Here is a 19,989-nt window from a genome sequence, read left to right as displayed (position 1 = left end):
CTGTCGGCAGCGTCTCAGCGATTTTGAGGCCGACAACACCCGCAGTTTCAGCTGGCTTCAGAGCATTCGATAAACGACTATCAGGGACCAAAAGGCGTACGGCAGCCTTTTGCTCCACTGTAATCGGCAAGTCGAAGACCGGATATCACGAGGCAGGCTAAGCTATGGTTACCTTGCCGTCGAGATAGACGTCCTGCACGGCGTTGATCAGCTTCACGCCGTCGGCCATCGATTTTTTGAAGGCTTTACGTCCGAGGATCAGCCCCATGCCGCCGGCGCGCTTGTTGATGACCGCCGTACGCACGGCATCGCTCAGGTCCGTTTCGCCCCCCGCCGCGCCGCCGGAGTTAATCAGCCCCGCCCGCCCCATATAGCAGTTCGCCAGCTGGTAGCGAACCAGGTCGATCGGGTTGTCGGTGGTCAGCTTGCTGTAGACGCGGTCGTCGGTATAGCCGAAGTTAACCGCCTTATAGCCGCCGTTATTTTCCGCCATTTTCTGCTTCACGATATCCGCGCCAATGGTCGCCGCGAGGTGGTTAGCCTGGCCGGTCAGGTCGGCGGAGACGTGATAGTCGACGCCATCTTTCTTAAAGGCCGGATTGCGCAGATAGGCCCACAGCACGGTGACCAGCCCCAGCTCGTGCGCGCGCTCGAACGCCGCGGAGATCTCTTCGATCTGGCGGCGCGACTCTTCGGAACCGAAATAGATAGTTGCCCCCACCGCCACCGCGCCCATATTAAAGGCCTGCTCAACGCTGGCGTACAGCGTCTGGTCAAAGGTGTTCGGGTAGCTCAGGGTCTCGTTGTGATTCAGCTTCACGAGGAACGGAATGCGGTGCGCGTAGCGGCGCGATACCGAGGCCAGCACGCCGTAGGTCGACGCCACGCAGTTACAGCCGGCCTCAATCGCCAGCTCAACGATATTTTTCGGATCGAAGTACAGCGGGTTGGCGGCAAAAGAGGCGCCCGCCGAGTGCTCCACGCCCTGGTCAACCGGTAGAATCGACAGGTAGCCGGTGCCGGCCAGGCGCCCCGTGTTGTACAGGGTTTGCATATTACGCAGCACCGCCGGCGGACGATTGTTATCAACCATCACCCGGTCGACGTAATCCGCTCCCGGTAAATAGAGCTGATCGGCTGGAATAGTCATACAACGGTGCTGTAACAGGCTGTCGGCATCTTTGCCAAGCAATTGCGTAATATCAGTCATAGCAATAACTCCCGTAAGGCCGGCCGCGGCCGGCGTCAATGTTCCTGACCCAACTTTTTTGGGCAGGTTAAGCCTGGTACCGACTTAGCATATTTTCCAGCCAGGATCGCATTTTTTCAGCAACTTCTGCTGGCACGATTCAGATACGAAAAAGTGTTAGCTTGCTCAAACAATCAGCTCAATGGTATTTCAAAGGTATTATCAAGTGGTACTCTAAATGCGTACCTTACCTGTCATGAAGGATCTCCAAATGAAAACTACAGCAAAGCTGTCGTTCATGATGTTCGTTGAGTGGTTTATCTGGGGAGCGTGGTTTGTTCCTCTGTGGCTGTGGCTGAGCAAAAGCGGCTTCAGCGCCGGTGAAATTGGCTGGTCCTATGCCTGTACCGCCATCGCCGCCATTCTCTCTCCGGTGCTGGTCGGCTCGCTGACGGATCGCTTTTTCTCTGCGCAAAAAGTGCTGGCGATTCTGATGTTTGCCGGGGCGATACTGATGTACTTCGCCGCGCAGCAGACCACCTTCAGCGGCTTCTTCCCGCTGCTGCTGGCCTACTCCCTCACCTACATGCCGACCATCGCCCTAACCAACAGCATCGCCTTTTCCAACGTCGCCGACGTCGAACGCGATTTCCCGCGCATTCGGGTGATGGGGACCATCGGCTGGATCGGCTCCGGGCTGGTGTGCGGTTTCTTGCCGGGAATGCTCGGCCTGAGCGATATCTCACCCACTAACGTACCGCTGCTGATCGCCGCGGGCAGCTCGCTGGTGCTGGGGATTTTTGCGCTGTGCCTGCCGGATACGCCGCCGAAGAGCACCGGCAAGCTGAGCCTCAAGGTGATGCTGGGGCTGGACGCGCTGATTATGCTGCGCGACCGCAATTTCCTCGTCTTTTTCTTCTGTTCGTTCCTCTTCGCCATGCCGCTGGCCTTCTACTACATCTTTGCCAACGGCTATCTCAGCGAATCGGGGATGAAAAACGCCACCGGCTGGATGACCCTCGGCCAGTTCTCTGAAATCTTCTTTATGCTGGCGCTGCCGTTCTTCACTAAGCGCTTTGGTATTAAAAAGGTTCTGTTACTTGGTCTTATTACCGCCGCCATTCGCTACGGCTTTTTCGTCTACGGCGCGGCAGATAACTATTTCACCTATACGCTGATGTTCCTCGGTATTCTGCTGCACGGCGTCAGCTACGACTTCTATTACGTCACCGCCTATATCTACGTCGATAAAAAGGCGCCGGTGGCGATGCGCAACGCCGCCCAGGGGCTCATCACCCTCTGCTGCCAGGGGTTCGGCAGCCTGCTGGGCTACCGCCTCGGCGGCGTGATGATGGAGAAAATGTTTGCCTACCCGACGCCGGTGAACGGTCATACCTTTAACTGGGCAGGGATGTGGACGTTCGGCGCCATCATGATTGCCGTTATCGCCGTCCTGTTCATGGTGTTCTTCCGCGAGTCGGACAAAGACATCACCACCATTGAGATCGACGCGCAGGATGCTGCGCTTACACAAGAGGAAGTCAAATGAAAGCAGAACGTATTCTCGGTGCCCTTTACGGGCAGGCGTTAGGGGATGCGATGGGCATGCCGTCGGAGCTGTGGCCAAGATCGCGGGTGAAGGCCCATTTCGGCTGGATCGACCGCTTCCTGCCCGGCCCGGCGGAAAACAATGCCGCCTGTTACTTTGCCGAGGCCGAGTTCACCGACGACACCTCGATGGCCCTGTGCCTCGCCGATGCCATCATCGAGTGCGACGGGCGGATTGTTCCCGATACCATCGGCCGCCATATCCTGCGCTGGGCGGAGGAGTTTGACGCCTTTAATAAAAACGTCCTCGGGCCGACGTCAAAAATCGCCCTAAAGGCCATTCGCAGCGGCACGCCGGTGAGCGAGCTGGAGAATAACGGGGTGACCAACGGCGCGGCCATGCGCGCCTCACCGCTGGGATGCCTGCTGCCGACCGCCGACCTCGACGCCTTTATTCACGAGGTTGCCGCCGCCTCCAGCCCGACGCATAAATCTGATTTAGCCATCGCCGGCGCGACGGTCATCGCCTGGGCCATCTCGCGTGCCGTTGACGGCGCAAGCTGGTCCGCCATCGCCGACGCGCTTCCGACCATCGCCCATCATGCCCAGCAGCAGCGCGTCACGACCTTTAGCGCCTCGCTGGCCCTGCGCATTGAGCTAGCGCTCCGCACCGTGCGCGGCGCGGGCGGAGTCGAGTCCGCCTGCGAGCAGCTTTATCAGCTGGTGGGGGCCGGAACCAGCACCATCGAATCCGTGCCCTGCGCCGTGGCGATGGTTGAGCTTGCCGGCACCGACCCTAACCGCTGCGCGGTGCTTTGCGCCAACCTTGGCGGCGACACCGACACCATCGGCGCGATGGCCACCGCCATCTGCGGGGCGCTAAACGGTATAGCGGCCATCGATGGCCGGCTCAAAGCGCGTCTGGACGAGGTCAATAAGCTGGACTTCACGCGCTACGCCGACGCCCTCGGCCGCTACCGCCGGCAGCGGGAGGCGCAATGAATAGCCGTCAGCTGAGCGATAAGCTCGCGACTCTCACCGCCGTCAGGCCGGTGACGGTTATCGGGGCCGCGGTGATTGACGTGATTGCCGACGCCTACGCCCTGCCGTGGCGCGGCTGCGATATCGAGCTGCAGCAGCAGAGCGTCAACGTCGGCGGCTGCGCCCTGAATATTGCGGTGGCGCTCAAAAGACTGGGCATCGCGGCGCAAAATGCCCTGCCCATCGGCGAAGGCGTGTGGGCGGAAATTATCCGCAATCGCCTGGCGCAGGAGGGGATAACCAGCGTTATCACCCGCGCCAGCGGCGACAACGGCTGGTGCCTGGCGCTGGTGGAGCCGGACGGAGAGCGCACGTTTATGTCCTTCAGCGGCGTCGAAAACCAGTGGCGCGACGACTGGCTCACGCCGCTCAGCGCCGGGCCCAGCGGCCTGGTCTATCTTTCCGGCTACCAGCTGGCCTCCCCCAGCGGCGAGCGGCTGGTGGCGTGGCTGGAGCAGCAGCGTGACGTCACGCCGTTTATCGACTTTGGTCCGCGCATTGCCGATATCCCCGAGGCATTAATGGCGCGCCTGATGGCGCTGAAGCCGCTGGTTTCCGTTAACCGTCAGGAGGCGCTGATTGCCGCCGAGGCCAACGGCTTCTCCGCCGAGGTGAGCGAGTTCGGCGCCGGGTGGCTGAAAAAGTACGGCGCCCCGCTGATCGTCCGCCTGGATAAAGAAGGCGCGTGGTATTTCAGCCCGCAGGCCTGCGGAGAGGTCGCGGCCTTCCCGGCGACGGTGGTCGATACCATCGGCGCCGGGGACAGCCACGCGGGCGGCACCCTGGCCGGACTTGCCGCCGGCTGGAGCCTGCAGGAGGCGGTGACGCTGGGGAATGCCGTGGCGGCATGGGTGGTCAGCCATCGGGGCGGCGACTGCGCCCCGGATCGCGAAACTCTACTCCTCGCACACAAAGACGTATAGATCGCTGCGGCAGTAGCTAATGCTGTATTCGATAGGGTGCTGGTGCTGATCGAGAGCAACCTGCTTAATCACCAGCACCGGGATCGCGCTATCCATCTGAATATGCGACTGAAACTCGGCGTCCGGCATGCGGGCGCTGACCCGGGAACGGGTGCGCTGGGGAAGGATCTGCCGGCTGCGGAAGTAGTCGTACAGCGAGACGCTGATCGCCTCGACGTCGTGGATAAGATGCGCGGGAACCCACGACTCCTCGAGCGATACCGCCGCTTCATCCACGTAGCGAATGCGCTTGAGCATAAACACGTCGCTGCCGGCGGCAATCGCCAGCTGCTGCGCGACCTCCTCCGGGCATTTGACGATCCGCTTATTGACCCACAGGGTGTCTGGCTTTTTGCCGCGCAGCACAACCTGCTGGGTAAAGCCGCGCGCCTCCTTCAGCGAATACTCGAAAATATTGTTAACCCGGGTGCCGTAGCCCTGGGCGCGGGTGACCACGCCCTCATCTTCCAGCGTCCGCAGCGCCTTGCGCACGGTGATGCGCGATACGCCGGCGAGCTGGCTCAGATCGCGCTCGCCGGGCAGGATATTGCCGTTTTCCAGCCAGCCGCTGCGCACGGCGTCTTTGATGGTGTCGGCAAACCTGATGTACAGCGGCGCGTTATCCTTCGCGGCCATGCGTTCAACGAGCTGGTGAATCAACCGGGTATGCGCCTGTTCCATTTGTCTTTTCCTGACTGAAATCTGGCGTCAGTATATCAGGCTTACCACCAGGCGTGGAAATGATGCACCGGGCCAATCCCCTCCCCCACCTCCAGCGAATCCGCCTGCGCCAGCGCCGCGGAGAGCCAGCCTTTGGCCTCGGCGACCGTTTGCCCCCAGTCGCCGTAGCGCGGGCGCAGCGCGGCCAGCGCGGCGGAGAGCGTACAGCCGGTGCCGTGGGTATTTTTGGTGAGGATCCGCGGGGCGGTGAAGCGCTGCTCGCCTTCGGCGCTAAAGAGCCAGTCCGGGCTTTCGGCATCATCGAGATGGCCGCCCTTCATCAGCACCGCGCCGCAGCCCAGCGCCAGCAGCGCCCGGCCCTGCTCGAGCATCTCTTTTTCATTGCGCGCGTGCGGCGCATCCAGCAGCGCCGCGGCCTCCGGCAGGTTGGGCGTTATCAGCGAGACCTGCGGCAATAGTCGGGTGCGTAGCGTCGCCACCGCCGAGGCTGACAGCAGCGGATCGCCGCTTTTCGCCAGCATCACCGTATCCAGCACCACGTTGGCGATCCGGTAGCGCGCCAGCCGCTCGGCCACGGCTTCGACAATATCCGTTTCCGCCAGCATGCCAATCTTGGTGGTATCAATACGCACGTCGCTGAACACCGAGTCCAGCTGGGCGGCAACAAAGTCAGGCTCGATGCGGTACACCGACTGCACACCGCGGGTATTCTGCGCCACCAGCGCGGTGATCACCGAGCAGCCGTAGGCCCCGAGGGCAGAGAAGGTTTTCAGATCGGCCTGAATCCCCGCGCCGCCGCTGGGGTCGGTGCCGGCAATCGTTAAGGCGTTAATCCGCTTCATTGCTGTTCCTCCTCGTACAGCGCATCAAGGAACGCCGGGGTAAAGCTGCCCGGGCCGCCCTGACGGGCCGCCAGCCCGCCCGCCAGCTTCATCAGGCCGCAGGCCGCCGCGACGTTTTCCAGCCGGTCGCCGGGCAGCGCCGTACTGGCGGCAACGACCGCAGAGAGGGCGCAGCCGGTGCCAACAACGCGGGTCATCAGGGGATCCCCGCCGCTGACGGCGCGCGTGCGCTGCCCGTCGGTGACGTAATCCACCTCACCGGTCACCGCCACCACCGTGTTCAGCTGGCGCGCCAGCGCCCGGGCGGCCGGCAGCGCCGCCGCCGCGGTATCGGTGGTATCGACCCCGCGCCCGCCGCCGCTCATCCCCGCCAGGGCCATAATTTCCGAGGCATTACCGCGAACGGCGGCCGGCTGCAGGGTTAACAGATCGCGACAGAATTCGCTGCGCAGCGTAAGCGCGCCGACCGCAACCGGGTCCAGCGCCCACGGCTTGCCGGCCTGTTGCGCGCTACGGACAGCCGCCCGCATGGCGTCGGCGCGGTCGACGGTTAAGGTACCGACGTTAATCAGCAGCGCATCGGCGATGGCGGCAAACTGGCTGGCCTCCTGCGGGTCTATCACCATCGCGGGTGAAGCGCCAATCGCCAGCAGGACGTTGGCGGTGAACGTCTGCACCACGTCGTTGGTCATGCAGTGAATAAGGGGGGAGTGGCGGCGAAAAAGGTGTCGCAGATGCGCGATATGCGCGGGGTTCAGTGGCTCAGCTTGCATCGTTTGCTCCAGCCAGGCGATGAAGAAGCAACGACCTTGTGGTCTCTGACTTCCCTACGCTGGCATTATCCAGATCAGGTGGTACGGGTTTTTCTCAGCCTTCACAAAGAAGGGCACCCCGAGTCATGTAGATAAATTTTTATACTTACAGACAGTTATATCTGAAAGATGAATTTGATCAGAACAGCAATATACACCTAAACACCCCGTCGTCAGTACCTCTTTTTGTACCTAACCGTCCCTATCGCTTCAGGCATTATCAATCATTTATCTTTCGGTGGATTTAGCTCCGCTTAATAGACCGTACAACTTAACTTAACTTAACTTAACTTAACTTAACTTAACTTAACTTAACTTAACTTAACTTAACTTAACTCATTTAACTTTAAGCACTATTCCAGAGAGAATAGTACCGGATTTTCAGAATTTTCCCTGAAATTTCCACTCCTGATATTAATTACGGAAGTGTACGATTATTGCTCAAACCACACAAAAACGAGGTCTTATAATAATGGCAATACCTGTTTATCTATGGTTAACCGATGATTCGGGAAATCAAGTTAAAGGTTCTGTTGATATGCAGGATAGAGAAGGTTCTATTGAAATTATAGAACTCATGCATAGTGTAGAGTTACCAACTGATGATCTAACCGGAAAGATTACGAGTAAACGCCAGCACGGAGACTACGCACTAATCAAAGAGTTAGATAGCTCATCCCCATACCTCTACAGAAGCGTTTCAACCGGGAAAAAGTTCAGGCTGGCTGTGTTGAAGTTTTATCGAATTAATTACAATGGACAAGAAGAAGAATATTTCCGCATCACGATGGAAAACGTAACAATCAATGAAATTGAACCTTTCATGTTCGATATTAAAAGTCCTATATTTGAAAAGCATAACCATCTTGAAGCTTTCTATTTAGCGTATAGGAAAATCACATGGCATTATCTTGATGGGAATATAATTCACTCAGATTCATGGAATGGTAATAAGGAGGTCGCATAATGACCTGGGTTTATAAAGTAAGCTCTCATAGTTTTTATCTGAATGGTACTTATCAATTCGATGCTAACTACTCTGGTAGACCTGGCTTTAAAAATGATTCAGCTAACGAGTGCATCAAGGGTAAAGGGCCCATACCCAGGGGGACTTATACTATTGGCGATCCTTTCTATCACCGTAAAACCAAAGCATGGACCATGAGACTTACCCCCTATATTGAAAATCAGATGTGTGGGCGCGATGGTTTTATGATACATGGCGATAGTTCAGCGCATCCGGGAGAAGCCTCAGACGGTTGCATCATTCTAAAATTGCCCTATCGAAAGATCGTTGCGGCCAGTAGCGATAAAACTCTGGTAGTGGAAGATTAAAAATGATCGGAAAAACATTAATCTTCACCCTGGCTGCGGTTCACTTCGCTTCTTATGCCGAGGATCCCAGCTGCGCTTCTGTTGGCGCATCAATGGAGTCATCCTTGCTCGACGCTATTTCAAAGGATTTAAAAATTGATATATCCGCGATTCAAAGAGATAAAACGGCGGTAGAGGTAATCAATACGACAGCCGTTTCTGAACTGTATGCAGAATCACTGGCTAACGTGGATCGAGAAAATGATGTCGATAAAGGCAAAGCGACAATCCCCACGGGCGATTATTTTTCCAGCTACTATGCAAATCACGCCAAATCAATTACCGCAAAATATACTTACACCAATAACCAAGGGAAGAAAGACATATTCATTGCTTCGAGCCTTATGAATAAAGAGGAGTGTTCTGTCAGGTTTAATGGCTATCTTACCCTCGCCAGAGAGTTTTAATAATTAACGGGGCTTAGGTATCTATAAAGCCCTTTATTTCTTAATTAATTTTAGCGTTATCACTATATCTTGCCTGGTCACTATTTTAACCTCAGCTAATCCCCCAGACAAAAAGCGTGTCCTTTGGAGCAGCAGGCTCATGCTGTTTCCCAGCGGCCTCAGCAGCGGCCCTTTCCCGCGCTTGCTGCACGCCAATCGTCTGTTTTTTTCGATCGCGCCGCGCCTCCTTAGCACATTGTTGGGCCAGACGGCCTTCGTTCTGCTGCCTGAAAGATACCCTGTGCCATAGAAACGCCCGGCAACAAATCTAGTACTAAAGTAGTAATTTATGAACTAAATGAAGATTTATGTAACCAAAAATTCGCCCTTTTGAAACAAGTGATTATCCTTTCAGGAAGCGTTACAAGGTGTAACCCGTCGTCACATCGATATTACCGAGTGAATCACCGAAAAATGATGAGGATTCCAATGAAATTGACACCAATAGTAAAGGGAATGGCGCTAGCCGGGGTGCTATCGACCTGCGCCCTTTCCGCCTGGGCCGATACCTCCCCTAAAGAAGCGACCGCCGCCACCAAACAGGCAAACGACGCCCTTTACAACCAACTGCCCTTCTCCGACAACACCGATTTTAGCAACGCGCACAAAGGCTTTATTGCCGCTCTGCCTGGCGATGTCATCAAAGGCGAGCAGGGCAACGTCATCTGGGATCCTCAGCAGTACGCCTTCATCAAAGAAGGGGAAAAGGCGCCGGATACCGTCAACCCAAGCCTGTGGCGTCAGTCTCAGCTGATTAACATCAGCGGCCTGTTTGAAGTGACCGAAGGCGTCTATCAGATCCGCAACCTCGATCTCTCCAACATGACCATCATCGAAGGTAAAGAAGGCATTACCGTCGTTGACCCGCTGGTATCCGCTGAAACCGCGAAAGTGGGCATGGACCTGTACTACAAAAACCGCGGCCAAAAGCCGGTGGTGGCCGTGATCTACACCCACAGCCACGTTGACCACTACGGCGGCGTGCGCGGCGTCATTGATGAAGCCGACGTGAAGTCGGGCAAAGTGAAAGTCTATGCGCCGGCTGGCTTTATGGAAGCCGCCGTGGCGGAAAACATCATGGCCGGTAACGTCATGAGCCGTCGCGCCAGCTATATGTACGGCAACCTGCTCAAGCCGGAAGCCACCGGCCAGGTAGGCGCAGGGCTGGGTACCACCACCTCCGCCGGCACCGTGACCCTGATTGCTCCGACCAACATCATTGAAAAAGACGGCCAGAAAGAGGTTATCGACGGTCTGACCTATGATTTCATGCTGGCGCCGGGTTCTGAAGCACCGTCTGAAATGCTGTGGTATATCGAAGAGAAGAAACTCATCGAAGCGGCGGAAGACGTCACCCATACCCTGCACAACACCTACTCCCTGCGCGGGGCCAAAATCCGCGAGCCGCTGCCGTGGTCGAAATATATCAACGAAGCGATCGTTCGCTGGGGCGACAAAGCTGAGATCATCATGGCTCAGCACCACTGGCCGACCTGGGGCAACGAAAACGTCGTCAACCTGCTGAAGAGCCAGCGTGACCTCTATCGTTACATCAACGACCAGACCCTGCGCATGGCTAACGAAGGGCTGACCCGCGACGAAATTGCCGCCAAATTCAAGCTGCCGGACAGCCTGGCGCACACCTGGGCCAACCGCGGCTACTACGGTTCCGTCAGCCACGACGTGAAGGCCACCTACGTGCTGTACCTCGGCTGGTTCGACGGCAACCCGGCCACCCTCGACGAACTGCCGCCGGAAGAAGCGGCTAAAAAGTTTGTTGATTACATGGGCGGCGCGGACGCCATCATGAAGAAGGCCAAAGAGGACTATGACCAGGGTAACTACCGCTGGGTGGCTCAGGTAGTGAGCAAAATCGTCTTTGCCGATCCGCAAAACCAGGACGCGCGCAATCTGGAAGCGGATGCCCTGGAGCAGCTGGGTTACCAGGCTGAATCCGGTCCGTGGCGCAACTTCTACCTCACCGGCGCGCAGGAGCTGCGCAACGGCGTGGTGAAAGGCCCGACGCCGAACACCGCCAGCCCGGATACCGTCCGCGCGATGACCCCGGAAATGTTCTTTGACTATCTGGCGGTACACATCAACGGTGAGAAAGCCGGTAAAGCCAAAGCGGTCTTCAACATCGACCTCGGCAACGACGGCGGCAAGTACAAGCTGGAGCTGGAAAACGGCGTGCTGAACCACACCGCTAAAGCCGAGGCGAAAGATGCGGATGCCACTATCGTGCTGGACCGTGCGACCCTGAACAAAATCATCCTGAAAGAAGAAACGCTGAAACAGGCTGAAGATAAGGGTGAAGTGAAGGTCACCGGCAACGGGGCGAAGCTGGATGAAATGCTGGGCTACATGGACAAATTCGAGTTCTGGTTCAATATTGTGACGCCGTAAACCTCCCCCCGCGGCCTCCGGTCGCGGGATTTCTCTCCGCTAATACTCCTCGGGCAGCGCCCGGTCGATAGACACCAGCTTTCCTCTTGCCATCGTGATGTAGCCCCCGGCCTTAAGATCGGCAAGCACCCGGAAAACGTGGGTCCGCGAAAGATTAGTTCGCTTGATGATAAACAGCGCCAGGCCTTCGTTTTCACCCTCATGCGTATTCTGCCGGTAGAGATAGCGAAACAGCATCGGCCGAATGGTCTGGTAGCTGGTCAGCTGCCGCCGCTCGTTATGCAGGTCGATGGTGAAAATAGTCATATACACCAGAATCGTCGCCAGCTCCTGCACGCGCTGCGGATTATTTTGGATAAAGATACGGTCAAACGCCTCATAGGATATTTTAATAATCCTCACCGGCGCGCTCCCCATATATTCAAACTTAGCCAGCGGGCAGTACCTTTCCATTAGGCCAATCGGCATATGCTCAATGCTATTCCCGATATTAAGACCGTTCTCCGGCATTAATATTGATAAAGAACCGCCGGTACAAAAATAAATATAGCCGGCCTTGACGTCTAATTTTTTATTGGCAGGCAAGGACACGACCTCGCCTTCCTGAATGATTTCATCCAGATAGCCATCAATCCCTAACGTGCTGTAATAGCCGTGTATTTCCTGAAAATTCACCGCATACCCTCACCCTATTCTGCCGTAAGCTCAGTATAGCAGCGAGTCCGGCGTGGATTCGAGGCCTACCGTTGTTATTTTCCAGGCAGTCCCATATGGGACTATTAACGCCATCTATTCCACTTACAATAGCCGGTAATGAATCCGCATTTGCATTAGCCGCATCATATTTATTATTGATTCCGGCACAAATAATCTAAGAGGTCATTTAATGAAATTAAATCAGATTGCTAAGCACCTGGCGATGGCCGGTGTTCTGGTTTCGCTGTCGGCTTCCGCTTTTGCGCAGGTTCAGGCGAACGATGCGACGCCTGCCACCCGTCAGGCCAATAGCGCGCTGTACAACAAGCTACCGTTTGCCGATAAAACCGATTTTGAAAACGCGCATAAAGGCTTCATCGCCGCGCTGCCGTCGAGCATGATTAAAGGCGAACAGGGCAACGTTATTTGGGATCCGGCGAAATACAACTTCGTTAAAGAAGGCCAAAAGTCTCCGGATAGCGTAAACCCTAGCCTGTGGCGCCAGTCCCAGCTGATCAATATCGGCGGTCTGTTCAAGGTCACCGACGGCGTTTACCAGATTCGCAACCTCGACCTCTCCAACATGACCATTATCGAAGGTGATAAAGGCATTACCATCATCGATCCGCTGCTGAGCGCCGAACCGGCCAAAGAGGGGCTGGACCTCTACTACGCCAATCGCGGCAAGAAGCCGGTGGTCGCGGTGCTGTTCACCCATAGCCACGTTGACCACTACGGCGGCATTCGCGGCGTGGTTGACGAAGCCGACGTTAAGTCGGGCAAAGTCAAAATCTACGCGCCGGACGGCTTTATGAAAGAAGCGGTTTCGGAAAATATCATGGCCGGTACGGCGATGAGCCGCCGCGCCAGCTATATGTACGGCAACCTGCTCAAGCCCGACGCTAAAGGTCAGGTTGGCGCGGGTCTGGGGACCACCACCTCCGCCGGTACCGTTACGCTGCTCCAGCCGACAAACTACATCACCAAAACCGGGCAGGAAGAGGTGATTGATGGCCTGACCTACGATTTCATGATGGCGCCGGGCTCTGAGGCCCCGTCGGAAATGCTGTGGTACGTCAAAGAGAAGAAAATGATCGAAGCGGCGGAAGACGTGACCCACACGCTGCACAACACCTACTCCCTGCGCGGCGCAAAAATCCGCGATCCGCTGGCGTGGTCGAAATACATCAACGCCGCCATCGACCGCTGGGGCAGCGACGCCGACGTGATTATCGCGCAGCACCACTGGCCGACCTGGGGCAACGACAACATTGTTAAGCTGATGAAAGGCCAGCGCGACATGTACCGCTATATCAACGACCAGACCCTGCGCATGGCTAACGAAGGCCTGACCCGCGACGAAATTGCCGCGAACTTCAAGCTGCCGGAAGCGCTGGAGAAGCAGTGGTCAAGCCGGGGCTACTACGGTTCCGTTAGCCATAACGTCAAGGCCACCTACGTGTACTATCTCGGCTGGTTCGACGGCAACCCGGCCACCCTCGACGAGCTGCCGCCCGAGCAGGCTGCGAAGAAGTTTGTCGAATATATGGGCGGCGCCGGCAATATCCTCAGCAAAGCCAAAGAGGATTACCGCCAGGGTAACTATCGTTGGGTAGCGCAGGTCACCAGCAAAGTGGTGTTCGCCGATCCGCAAAACCAGGACGCGCGTAACCTCGAAGCGGATGCTCTGGAGCAGCTGGGCTACCAGGCGGAAGCCGGCACCTGGCGTAACTTCTACCTCACCGGCGCGCAGGAGCTGCGTAACGGCGTGCAGAAGCTGCCAACGCCGAACACCGCCAGCCCGGATACGGTCCGCGCGATGACCCCGGAAATGTTCTTCGACTACCTGGGCGTGCATATTAACGGCGAAAAAGCCGGCGCGGCGAAGGCGATTCTCAACGTCGATCTGGGTAAAGACGGCGGCAAATACAAGCTGGAGCTGGAAAACGGCGTTCTGAACCACACCGCCAACGCGGTCGCCGACAACGCGGATGCCAACATCACCCTCGATCGCGATACGCTGAACAAGATTATCCTCAAGCAAGAGACGCTGAAGCAGGCGGTTGATCACGGTGAGGTGAAAATTACCGGTAATGCTGCGAAGCTGGACGAAATGCTGAGCTACATGGACAAGTTTGAGTTCTGGTTCAATATCGTTACTCCGTAACTGAGCCGATTATCATCCCCCGAGGCCGCCGGTCGCGGGGGATTTTTTTGGCCATTTCCCGCGACCGCTCCCCTGCGCTTCCCGCTCTGATTTCCCGGCCCTTTTTACGCACATATCGATTTGCTTTCGCCGCTACCCGGGCACAAGATTAGCAGTGGGAATAATGATTTTCGCAGATAACCAACCGAGGTGGGCTATGTCCGTTTATCACCATGCGCTGGTGCTGATTAACAGCAGCACTGACGGGATCCCGCTGCTTCAGCACGCGGCTAAAATGGCCGAAGAGAGCGCCATGAAGATAACCATCGCCCATATCAGCACCGACTATCGGGCGCTGAACTACGTTTCCGACTGCCTGATGGATGATGACGTCTCGCAGGAGGTAATCCAGGCCAAAGCCCTGCTCAACGAACTGGCGACCACCGTCGCCCTGCCGGTGCAGACGCTGGCGCTGGTCACCGCCCGCCGCTTTGCCGACGTCGAAGCGTGCGTGCATCAGCGCAGCGTCGATTTGATTATTGCGGGGCACCGCAACCGGCTGCTGGGGGTGATGGCTTCCCACTCCCTCGAGTACATTAACCATCTCAGCGTCGACGTGCTGATTAAGCACCTGCCGTAGGTCGTTCGCTCAAACCTCGCCCGGCTGATTAGGGGTTCACCTCCCGCAGCGAGCTCAGCAGCAACGCGAAGCTCGACTCAATCAGCGGCGGTAGCGTCTGCGGCCCGCGCATCAGCGCCACGGTGCGGCTCAGCGCCGGCTGCTGCAGCTGGGCTATCTTCAGCTGCGGATCGCATAGGTGGGTGGTATAGAGCTCGGGAAGAATGGCTATCGCCAGGCGCGAGCGCACCAGGCCATACAGCGTTTCGATATAGTCCACCTGGTAGCGCGTATTCAGCGTCAGGCGATGGCTCTCCGCCAGCGCCCCCACCAGCCGCTGGATATTGCCCTTCGAGAACACCGCGATATCGCGGCCGGCCAGCAGCTTCCACGGCAGATGCGGCTGGCCGGCGAGCGGATCGTCGCCGTGCAGCACCGCCACAAACGGGTCCTCGCGCAGCGGATAGACCTGCAGCTCTGCGGGGATCGAACTGTCGATGGCGCCCACGGCGAAATCAATCTGCCCGCTCAGCAGTTCGCGCACCAGCGCGTCGTTGGCCCGATCGTGAAACTCGACCCGCAGGCGCGGAAAGGTTTCGGCCAGGGTCTGCGGCAGCAGGGGAAAAAGCAGCGAGCTGACCGACGGCATCAGCCCGATGCGCACCGTGCCGTCGCCGCCGGCTTCAACAATCTGCTGCATATCCTGAAACGCCAGCTGGGCCACGCTCAGCACGCGCTGCGCGTGGGGCAGGATCGCCGCGCCCAGTTCGGTCAGCGTCACCGATGAGGCGGTGCGGTTCACCAGCCTGCCGCCGAGCACCGCTTCAACCTGGCGCAGCGCGCTGCTCAGCGCCGGCTGGCTGATGGCCAGCCGGTTGGCGGTATCGGTAAAGTGACGCAGCTGCGCCAGGGTAACAAAATACTGGAGCTGCTTGAGAGAAAGCGCGGGCAGCCGCTGCCACGGTTCGGTCATGTTATCCATCGCTGAGGGTGAGTAGGCAGAATAACCCGAGCTTATCGGGCGATAAATTTATTCATCTGGGCAAACGTTTGCCGTGCCCCTAGAGTAGCGCCATTATCCTTGTGCCGGAGTTGTTATGTCCAGCAGTGCTGAAAACCGCCGCCGCGCCGTACAGGCCGCCCGGGGCGAATTACCGTTCGACCTGTTACTCACCGGAGGGCAGATCGTTGATATGGTCACCGGGGAAATCCGCGCCGCCGACGTCGGTATCGTCGGCGAGATAATTGCCAGCGTCCATCCGCGCGGCAGCCGCAGCGACGCCGCTGAATCCCGCGACCTGCAGGGCGCCTATCTCTCCCCGGGGCTGATGGATACCCACGTCCATCTCGAAAGCTCCCATCTCCCCCCCGAGCGCTACGCGGAAATCGTCCTCGCCCAGGGAACAACGGCGGTATTTTGGGATCCGCACGAGCTGGCCAACGTGCTCGGCGTGGAGGGCGTGCGCTACGCCGTTGCCGCCAGCCGCAATCTGCCGCTGGAGGTGATGGTCGCCGCCCCCTCCAGCGTGCCGTCCACGCCGGGGCTGGAGATGTCCGGCGCCGATTTTGCCGGCGAAGAGATGACCACCATGCTGGCGTGGCCGGAGGTGCGCGGCGTGGCGGAAGTGATGGATATGCACGGCGTGCTGCACGCCAGCGAGCGGATGCAGGAGATAGTCCAGGCGGGTCTCAACAGCGGCAAGCTGATTGAAGGGCACGCCCGCGGGCTGAACGGCGCGGACCTGCAGGCCTATCTGGCCGCCGGCGTCACCTCCGATCATGAGCTCACCTCGGCGGAGGATGCGCTGGAAAAGCTGCGCGCCGGCCTGACGCTGCAAATTCGCGGCTCGCACCCCTATCTGCTGGAGGATATCGTCAAGGCGCTGAAAACCCTGCCGCATCTCTCCTCGCAGATCACCGTCTGCACCGACGATGTGCCGCCGGATATGCTGCTGGAAAAAGGCGGCATTATCGCCCTGCTAAACCTGCTGATTGGGCACGGCCTGCCGGCCACCGATGCCCTGCGCTTCGCCACGCTGAACGCGGCGATTCGCCTGCAGCGCAATGATTTAGGCCTGATTGCCGCCGGCCGCCGCGCGGACCTGGTGGTGTTCCCGGCGCTGGATAAGCTGCAGGCGCGCGAGGTCTACGTTGCCGGGAAGCTGATTGCCCGGGACGGACGGCTGTGCCGGCCGATCCCTGCGGCCACCGACGTCACGCCGCCGCGGGATACCCTGCAGCTTGCGCCGCTGAGCGCCGAGGACTTTATCCTTAAGGTGGGCGGTATTCGCCACGGCGTCGCCCGCCTGCGGCATATTCGCGGCGCGCGCTTTACGCAGTGGGGAGAAGTTGAGGTGCAGATCCGCGACGGCAAAGTCCAGCTGCCCGACGGCTTTAGCCTGATTTGGGTCAAGCACCGCCACGGTCGCCATCAGGCGACGCCGCAGATTGCCCTGCTTGAGGGCTGGGGCGAGCTGCGCGGGGCGATTGCCACCAGCTACTCCCACGACTCGCACAATCTCGTGGTGCTCGGGCGAGACGCCGAAGAGATGGCGCGGGCCGCCAACCGGCTGATCGCTTCCGGCGGCGGCATGGCGCTGGCGCAGCGGGGAGAGATTCTGGCCCACGTAGCCATGCCGATTGCCGGGATGCTTTCCGACCTGCCGGCGCCGGAGCTGGCGCGCCAGTTCCGCGAGCTGCGCGATCTGAGCGCCGAAATTGCCGACTGGGAGCCGCCGTACCGGGTGTTTAAGGCCATCGAGGGGACCTGCCTCGCCTGCAACGCCGGGCCGCATTTGACCGATTTGGGCCTGACCGACGGCACCACCCGCCGGATCGTCGACCCGCTGATAGCCTGCCGGGAAACCCCGGAGCATACCCACAACAATAATCACGGAGCCTGATAATGGCTGACAACACGCTTCCTGCATCAACCCGGGGCCGCTGGCTGGAACGGCGATTTGCCCTCTACTCCCGCGGCAGCACGCTGCGCACCGAGTGCCTGGCGGGGGTCACCGGCTTTCTCGCCGCCGCCTATCTGCTGGTGGTTATTCCCGGCCTGCTGGCGGTCGGCGGAATGGATAAAGGCGCAGTTACCACCGGAACCATTCTGGTCTTCGTCGCCGGCACGCTGCTGATGGCGTTCTACGCTAACCTGCCGTTTATCGTCGGCCCCGGCATCGGCGGGTCGGTGCTGGTGGGCGTCACCCTGGCCGGGAGCGAAGGCATCGGCTGGCAAATCGGTCTCGGCATCGCCTGCTGGTCCGGGATTCTGTTCTTCCTGTTGACCAAATTCGGCCTGCGCGAGGTGGTGACCCGCTCGGTGCCGCAGTCGATCAAGCTGGGGCTCACCGCCTCCATCGGGCTGTTCGTGGCGGTTCTCGGCTTTCGCAACGCCGGCCTGGTGCTGGCGAATGCGAAAACCAACGCCCTGATGCTCGGCGACTTCCTCTCCCCCGGCGCGCTGGTAGCGCTGTGCGGCCTGTTTCTCGCCATTGCGCTGCAGGCGCGGCGCATTCCGGGCGCGATCCTGTGGGCGATCCTCGTTGCCACCCTTGTCGGGATCCCGTTCGGCGTCACCCGGCTGCCGACCAGCTTTATCGCCATGCCGCACTCGCTGACTCCGGTGCTCGGCCACGTCGATATGCTCGGCGCGCTGAATATCGCCTTTCTGCCGTTTCTGTTTATCTTTTTCGCCTCCGAGTTTTTCTCCACCATGGGAACCACTCTGGCGGTAGGCGGCGAGGCGGGCCTGCTGGATGAAGAAGGCAATATGGCGCACATCAACCGGCCGTTTATGGTTGACTCCATTGCTGCGGCCATCGGGCCGTGGGTCGGGATCCCGGCGGCCACCGCGCTGATTGAGTCCTCCGCGGCGGCCGAAGCCGGCGGTAAAACCGGGCTGACGGCGCTGGCGGCAGCGGTGATGTTCCTGCTGATGCTGCTGTTTACCCCGATTGCGCTGATGATCCCCAAAGAGGCCACCGCGCCGGCGCTGATCCTGATCGGCCTGAATATGTTCAGCGGCCTGCGCAAGGTCGATTTAGCCAACTTTACCGACGGGCTGCCGGTGCTGATGATGGTGATGATCACCCTGATTGCCAACAGCTTCGGTACCGGCATCGCCGGCGGGCTGCTGTTCTACGTGGTGATTAAGAGCGTGGCCGGAAAGTGGCGCGAGATCCCGTTAGGGCTGTGGATCCTCGCGATCCCGCTGGTCTACTACTTCGCGACCCTGGTCAGGCACTAGGGCGCTGGTTGCGCAGCGCCTCGCAGCGGGCCTTCACCTCTTCATACAGCAAACGCACCGCGGCGGAGAGCTGCTTGCGGTGCGGGCAAATCATATTCAGCGGCACCCGGTCGCCCTGATACTGCGGCAGCAGAACCTGCAGCCGCCCGGCGCGAATATCGTCGCTGACGTCGAGCCAGGACTTGTAGGCAAACCCCTCCCCGGCAATCGCCAGGCGGCGAATCACCTCCGCATCGTCGCTGACGATAACGCCAGAAACCTGCAGGTGCTGAACCTCACCCGCCAGGCTTAACGGCCAGCGATCGAACTGCCTGCCGCGCAGCACGTATAGCAGAGCGTTACGCTGCGCCAGCTCCTCCAGGGTCTGCGGTTCGCCGTGTTCGGCGATCCACGCCGGGGAGGCCACCAGCACCCGGCGGTTTTCCGCCGCCACCGGCAGCGAGATAAACGACGCGTCGTCGTTCTCGCCGTAGCGAAAGGCCACGTCGACCGGATCTTTAAACACGTCGGTGCGGTGATCGGAGAACAGGATGCGCAGCCTGAGCTCCGGGTAGCGCTGGCGAAATCCGCGAAACACCGTCAGCAGCAGGTTGCGCCCAAGGTCGGAGGGCACCGCAATCTGCAGCGTGCCGCGGATTTGGTCATCCGGCAGCTGAATCTTTTGCAGCCCGGCCTGCAGGGTATCGAGCATCTGCGTGGCATAGGGCAGCCAGGTCTCCCCTTCGGGGGTCAGGCGCAGGCTGCGGGTTGAGCGGGCAAAAAGGCGGATAGTCAGCGTGGTCTCCAGGCGCTTAATCGCCGCGCTCACCTGCGCCGGCTGCTGCCCGACCTCCCGCGCCGCGTCGCTGAAGCTGCCCAGCGCCGCCGCGCGGACAAATAACGTCAGATCTTCCAGCCTGAACATAGTCACTCCCACCTCCGGATCCCCGGATTTTTCCTAAAACAGGCGCGGTTTGCTGAATCGCGTAATCGGCACCA

At 59.0% G+C, this 19,989-nt stretch carries 18 protein-coding genes and 1 riboswitch; of the genes, 11 read left to right on the top strand and 7 right to left on the bottom strand.

Features of this window, described 5'->3' with window-relative positions; genetic code table 11:
• Window positions 1-157: 157 nt before the first annotated feature.
• Window positions 158-1,210 carry a class I fructose-bisphosphate aldolase gene (gene fbaB, locus MMW58_RS09520; protein ID WP_133599035.1) on the bottom strand — a complete coding sequence of 351 codons (1,053 nt, stop codon included), beginning with the start codon at window positions 1,208-1,210 and terminating at the stop codon, window positions 158-160.
• Between the two features lie 250 nt (window positions 1,211-1,460).
• Between fbaB and MMW58_RS09515 the strand changes: the two genes are divergently transcribed.
• The 3 genes from MMW58_RS09515 to MMW58_RS09505 are packed head-to-tail and all read left to right on the top strand — an operon-like array spanning window position 1,461 to window position 4,701.
• Window positions 1,461-2,738 carry a nucleoside permease gene (locus MMW58_RS09515; RefSeq protein WP_133599037.1) on the top strand — a complete coding sequence of 426 codons (1,278 nt, stop codon included), beginning with the start codon at window positions 1,461-1,463 and terminating at the stop codon, window positions 2,736-2,738.
• Window positions 2,735-3,739 (top strand): ADP-ribosylglycohydrolase family protein, encoded by a 1,005-nt coding sequence (locus MMW58_RS09510; protein WP_241723182.1) that lies wholly within the window; start codon window positions 2,735-2,737, stop codon window positions 3,737-3,739. The genes MMW58_RS09515 and MMW58_RS09510 overlap by 4 nt, the downstream gene beginning before the upstream one ends.
• Complete coding sequence (locus MMW58_RS09505; RefSeq protein ID WP_133599041.1) at window positions 3,736-4,701, top strand: PfkB family carbohydrate kinase; 966 nt, start codon at window positions 3,736-3,738, stop codon at window positions 4,699-4,701. The genes MMW58_RS09510 and MMW58_RS09505 overlap by 4 nt, the downstream gene beginning before the upstream one ends.
• Here MMW58_RS09505 and MMW58_RS09500 read toward each other — a convergent pair.
• Genes MMW58_RS09500 through thiM form a run of 3 tightly spaced genes read right to left on the bottom strand, consistent with a single transcriptional unit; the run spans window position 4,675 to window position 7,036 of the window.
• Window positions 4,675-5,421 carry a GntR family transcriptional regulator gene (locus tag MMW58_RS09500; protein ID WP_241723181.1) on the bottom strand — a complete coding sequence of 249 codons (747 nt, stop codon included), beginning with the start codon at window positions 5,419-5,421 and terminating at the stop codon, window positions 4,675-4,677. The genes MMW58_RS09505 and MMW58_RS09500 overlap by 27 nt on opposite strands.
• Window positions 5,422-5,462: 41 nt before the next feature.
• Window positions 5,463-6,263 (bottom strand): bifunctional hydroxymethylpyrimidine kinase/phosphomethylpyrimidine kinase, encoded by an 801-nt coding sequence (thiD, locus tag MMW58_RS09495; protein ID WP_241723180.1) that lies wholly within the window; start codon window positions 6,261-6,263, stop codon window positions 5,463-5,465.
• Entirely contained in the window at window positions 6,260-7,036 is a 777-nt protein-coding gene (gene thiM / locus MMW58_RS09490) for a hydroxyethylthiazole kinase (protein ID WP_241723179.1), read from the bottom strand. The genes thiD and thiM overlap by 4 nt, the downstream gene beginning before the upstream one ends.
• A 34-nt stretch (window positions 7,037-7,070) precedes the next feature.
• Window positions 7,071-7,167: riboswitch (TPP riboswitch) on the bottom strand.
• Window positions 7,168-7,547: 380 nt separating this feature from the next.
• Between thiM and MMW58_RS09485 the strand changes: the two genes are divergently transcribed.
• From MMW58_RS09485 to MMW58_RS09470, 4 genes are all read left to right on the top strand, one after another.
• Window positions 7,548-8,042 (top strand): Hcp family type VI secretion system effector, encoded by a 495-nt coding sequence (locus tag MMW58_RS09485; protein WP_133599049.1) that lies wholly within the window; start codon window positions 7,548-7,550, stop codon window positions 8,040-8,042.
• Window positions 8,042-8,410 (top strand): tlde1 domain-containing protein, encoded by a 369-nt coding sequence (locus MMW58_RS09480; RefSeq protein ID WP_133599051.1) that lies wholly within the window; start codon window positions 8,042-8,044, stop codon window positions 8,408-8,410. Before MMW58_RS09485 ends, MMW58_RS09480 begins: the two co-directional genes overlap by 1 nt.
• Before the next feature lie 5 nt (window positions 8,411-8,415).
• Window positions 8,416-8,856, top strand: a complete 441-nt coding sequence (locus MMW58_RS09475) for a Shiga toxin A subunit (RefSeq protein ID WP_371823009.1) — start codon at window positions 8,416-8,418, stop codon at window positions 8,854-8,856.
• 468 nt (window positions 8,857-9,324) lie between these two features.
• Complete coding sequence (locus MMW58_RS09470) at window positions 9,325-11,301, top strand: alkyl/aryl-sulfatase (protein WP_241723178.1); 1,977 nt, start codon at window positions 9,325-9,327, stop codon at window positions 11,299-11,301.
• Between the two features lie 39 nt (window positions 11,302-11,340).
• Here the strand turns inward: MMW58_RS09470 and MMW58_RS09465 are convergent, their stop codons facing one another.
• Window positions 11,341-11,976 carry a helix-turn-helix domain-containing protein gene (locus MMW58_RS09465; RefSeq protein WP_241723177.1) on the bottom strand — a complete coding sequence of 212 codons (636 nt, stop codon included), beginning with the start codon at window positions 11,974-11,976 and terminating at the stop codon, window positions 11,341-11,343.
• 211 nt (window positions 11,977-12,187) lie between these two features.
• Between MMW58_RS09465 and MMW58_RS09460 the strand changes: the two genes are divergently transcribed.
• Both MMW58_RS09460 and MMW58_RS09455 read left to right on the top strand, forming a co-directional pair.
• Window positions 12,188-14,164 (top strand): alkyl/aryl-sulfatase, encoded by a 1,977-nt coding sequence (locus tag MMW58_RS09460; RefSeq protein ID WP_241723176.1) that lies wholly within the window; start codon window positions 12,188-12,190, stop codon window positions 14,162-14,164.
• A gap of 196 nt (window positions 14,165-14,360) precedes the next feature.
• Window positions 14,361-14,783, top strand: coding sequence for a universal stress protein (locus MMW58_RS09455; RefSeq protein WP_133599061.1), 423 nt, complete (start codon window positions 14,361-14,363; stop codon window positions 14,781-14,783).
• A 28-nt stretch (window positions 14,784-14,811) separates the two neighbouring features.
• Here MMW58_RS09455 and MMW58_RS09450 read toward each other — a convergent pair whose 3' ends face one another.
• Complete coding sequence (locus tag MMW58_RS09450) at window positions 14,812-15,735, bottom strand: LysR family transcriptional regulator (RefSeq protein WP_133599063.1); 924 nt, start codon at window positions 15,733-15,735, stop codon at window positions 14,812-14,814.
• A gap of 124 nt (window positions 15,736-15,859) precedes the next feature.
• Here MMW58_RS09450 and MMW58_RS09445 point away from each other — a divergent pair, with 124 nt between their 5' ends.
• Together MMW58_RS09445 and MMW58_RS09440 are read left to right on the top strand one after the other, a co-directional pair.
• Complete coding sequence (locus MMW58_RS09445; protein WP_241723175.1) at window positions 15,860-17,665, top strand: adenine deaminase; 1,806 nt, start codon at window positions 15,860-15,862, stop codon at window positions 17,663-17,665.
• A 2-nt stretch (window positions 17,666-17,667) separates the two neighbouring features.
• Window positions 17,668-19,011 (top strand): NCS2 family permease, encoded by a 1,344-nt coding sequence (locus tag MMW58_RS09440; protein ID WP_133599067.1) that lies wholly within the window; start codon window positions 17,668-17,670, stop codon window positions 19,009-19,011.
• On the opposite strand, the gene MMW58_RS09435 is transcribed toward MMW58_RS09440, so the two are convergent.
• Window positions 19,001-19,915, bottom strand: coding sequence for a LysR family transcriptional regulator (locus MMW58_RS09435; protein ID WP_241723706.1), 915 nt, complete (start codon window positions 19,913-19,915; stop codon window positions 19,001-19,003). The two genes, MMW58_RS09440 and MMW58_RS09435, sit on opposite strands and share 11 nt — an antisense overlap.
• Between the last annotated feature and the right edge of the window lie 74 nt (window positions 19,916-19,989).

This window comes from Klebsiella sp. HC6, from assembly GCF_022605325.1.
GTDB classification, from domain to species: Bacteria; Pseudomonadota; Gammaproteobacteria; order Enterobacterales; family Enterobacteriaceae; genus Klebsiella; species Klebsiella terrigena.
Note: the sequence above shows the minus strand (reverse complement) of the source record. Positions and strands in the feature narration are given on the sequence as shown.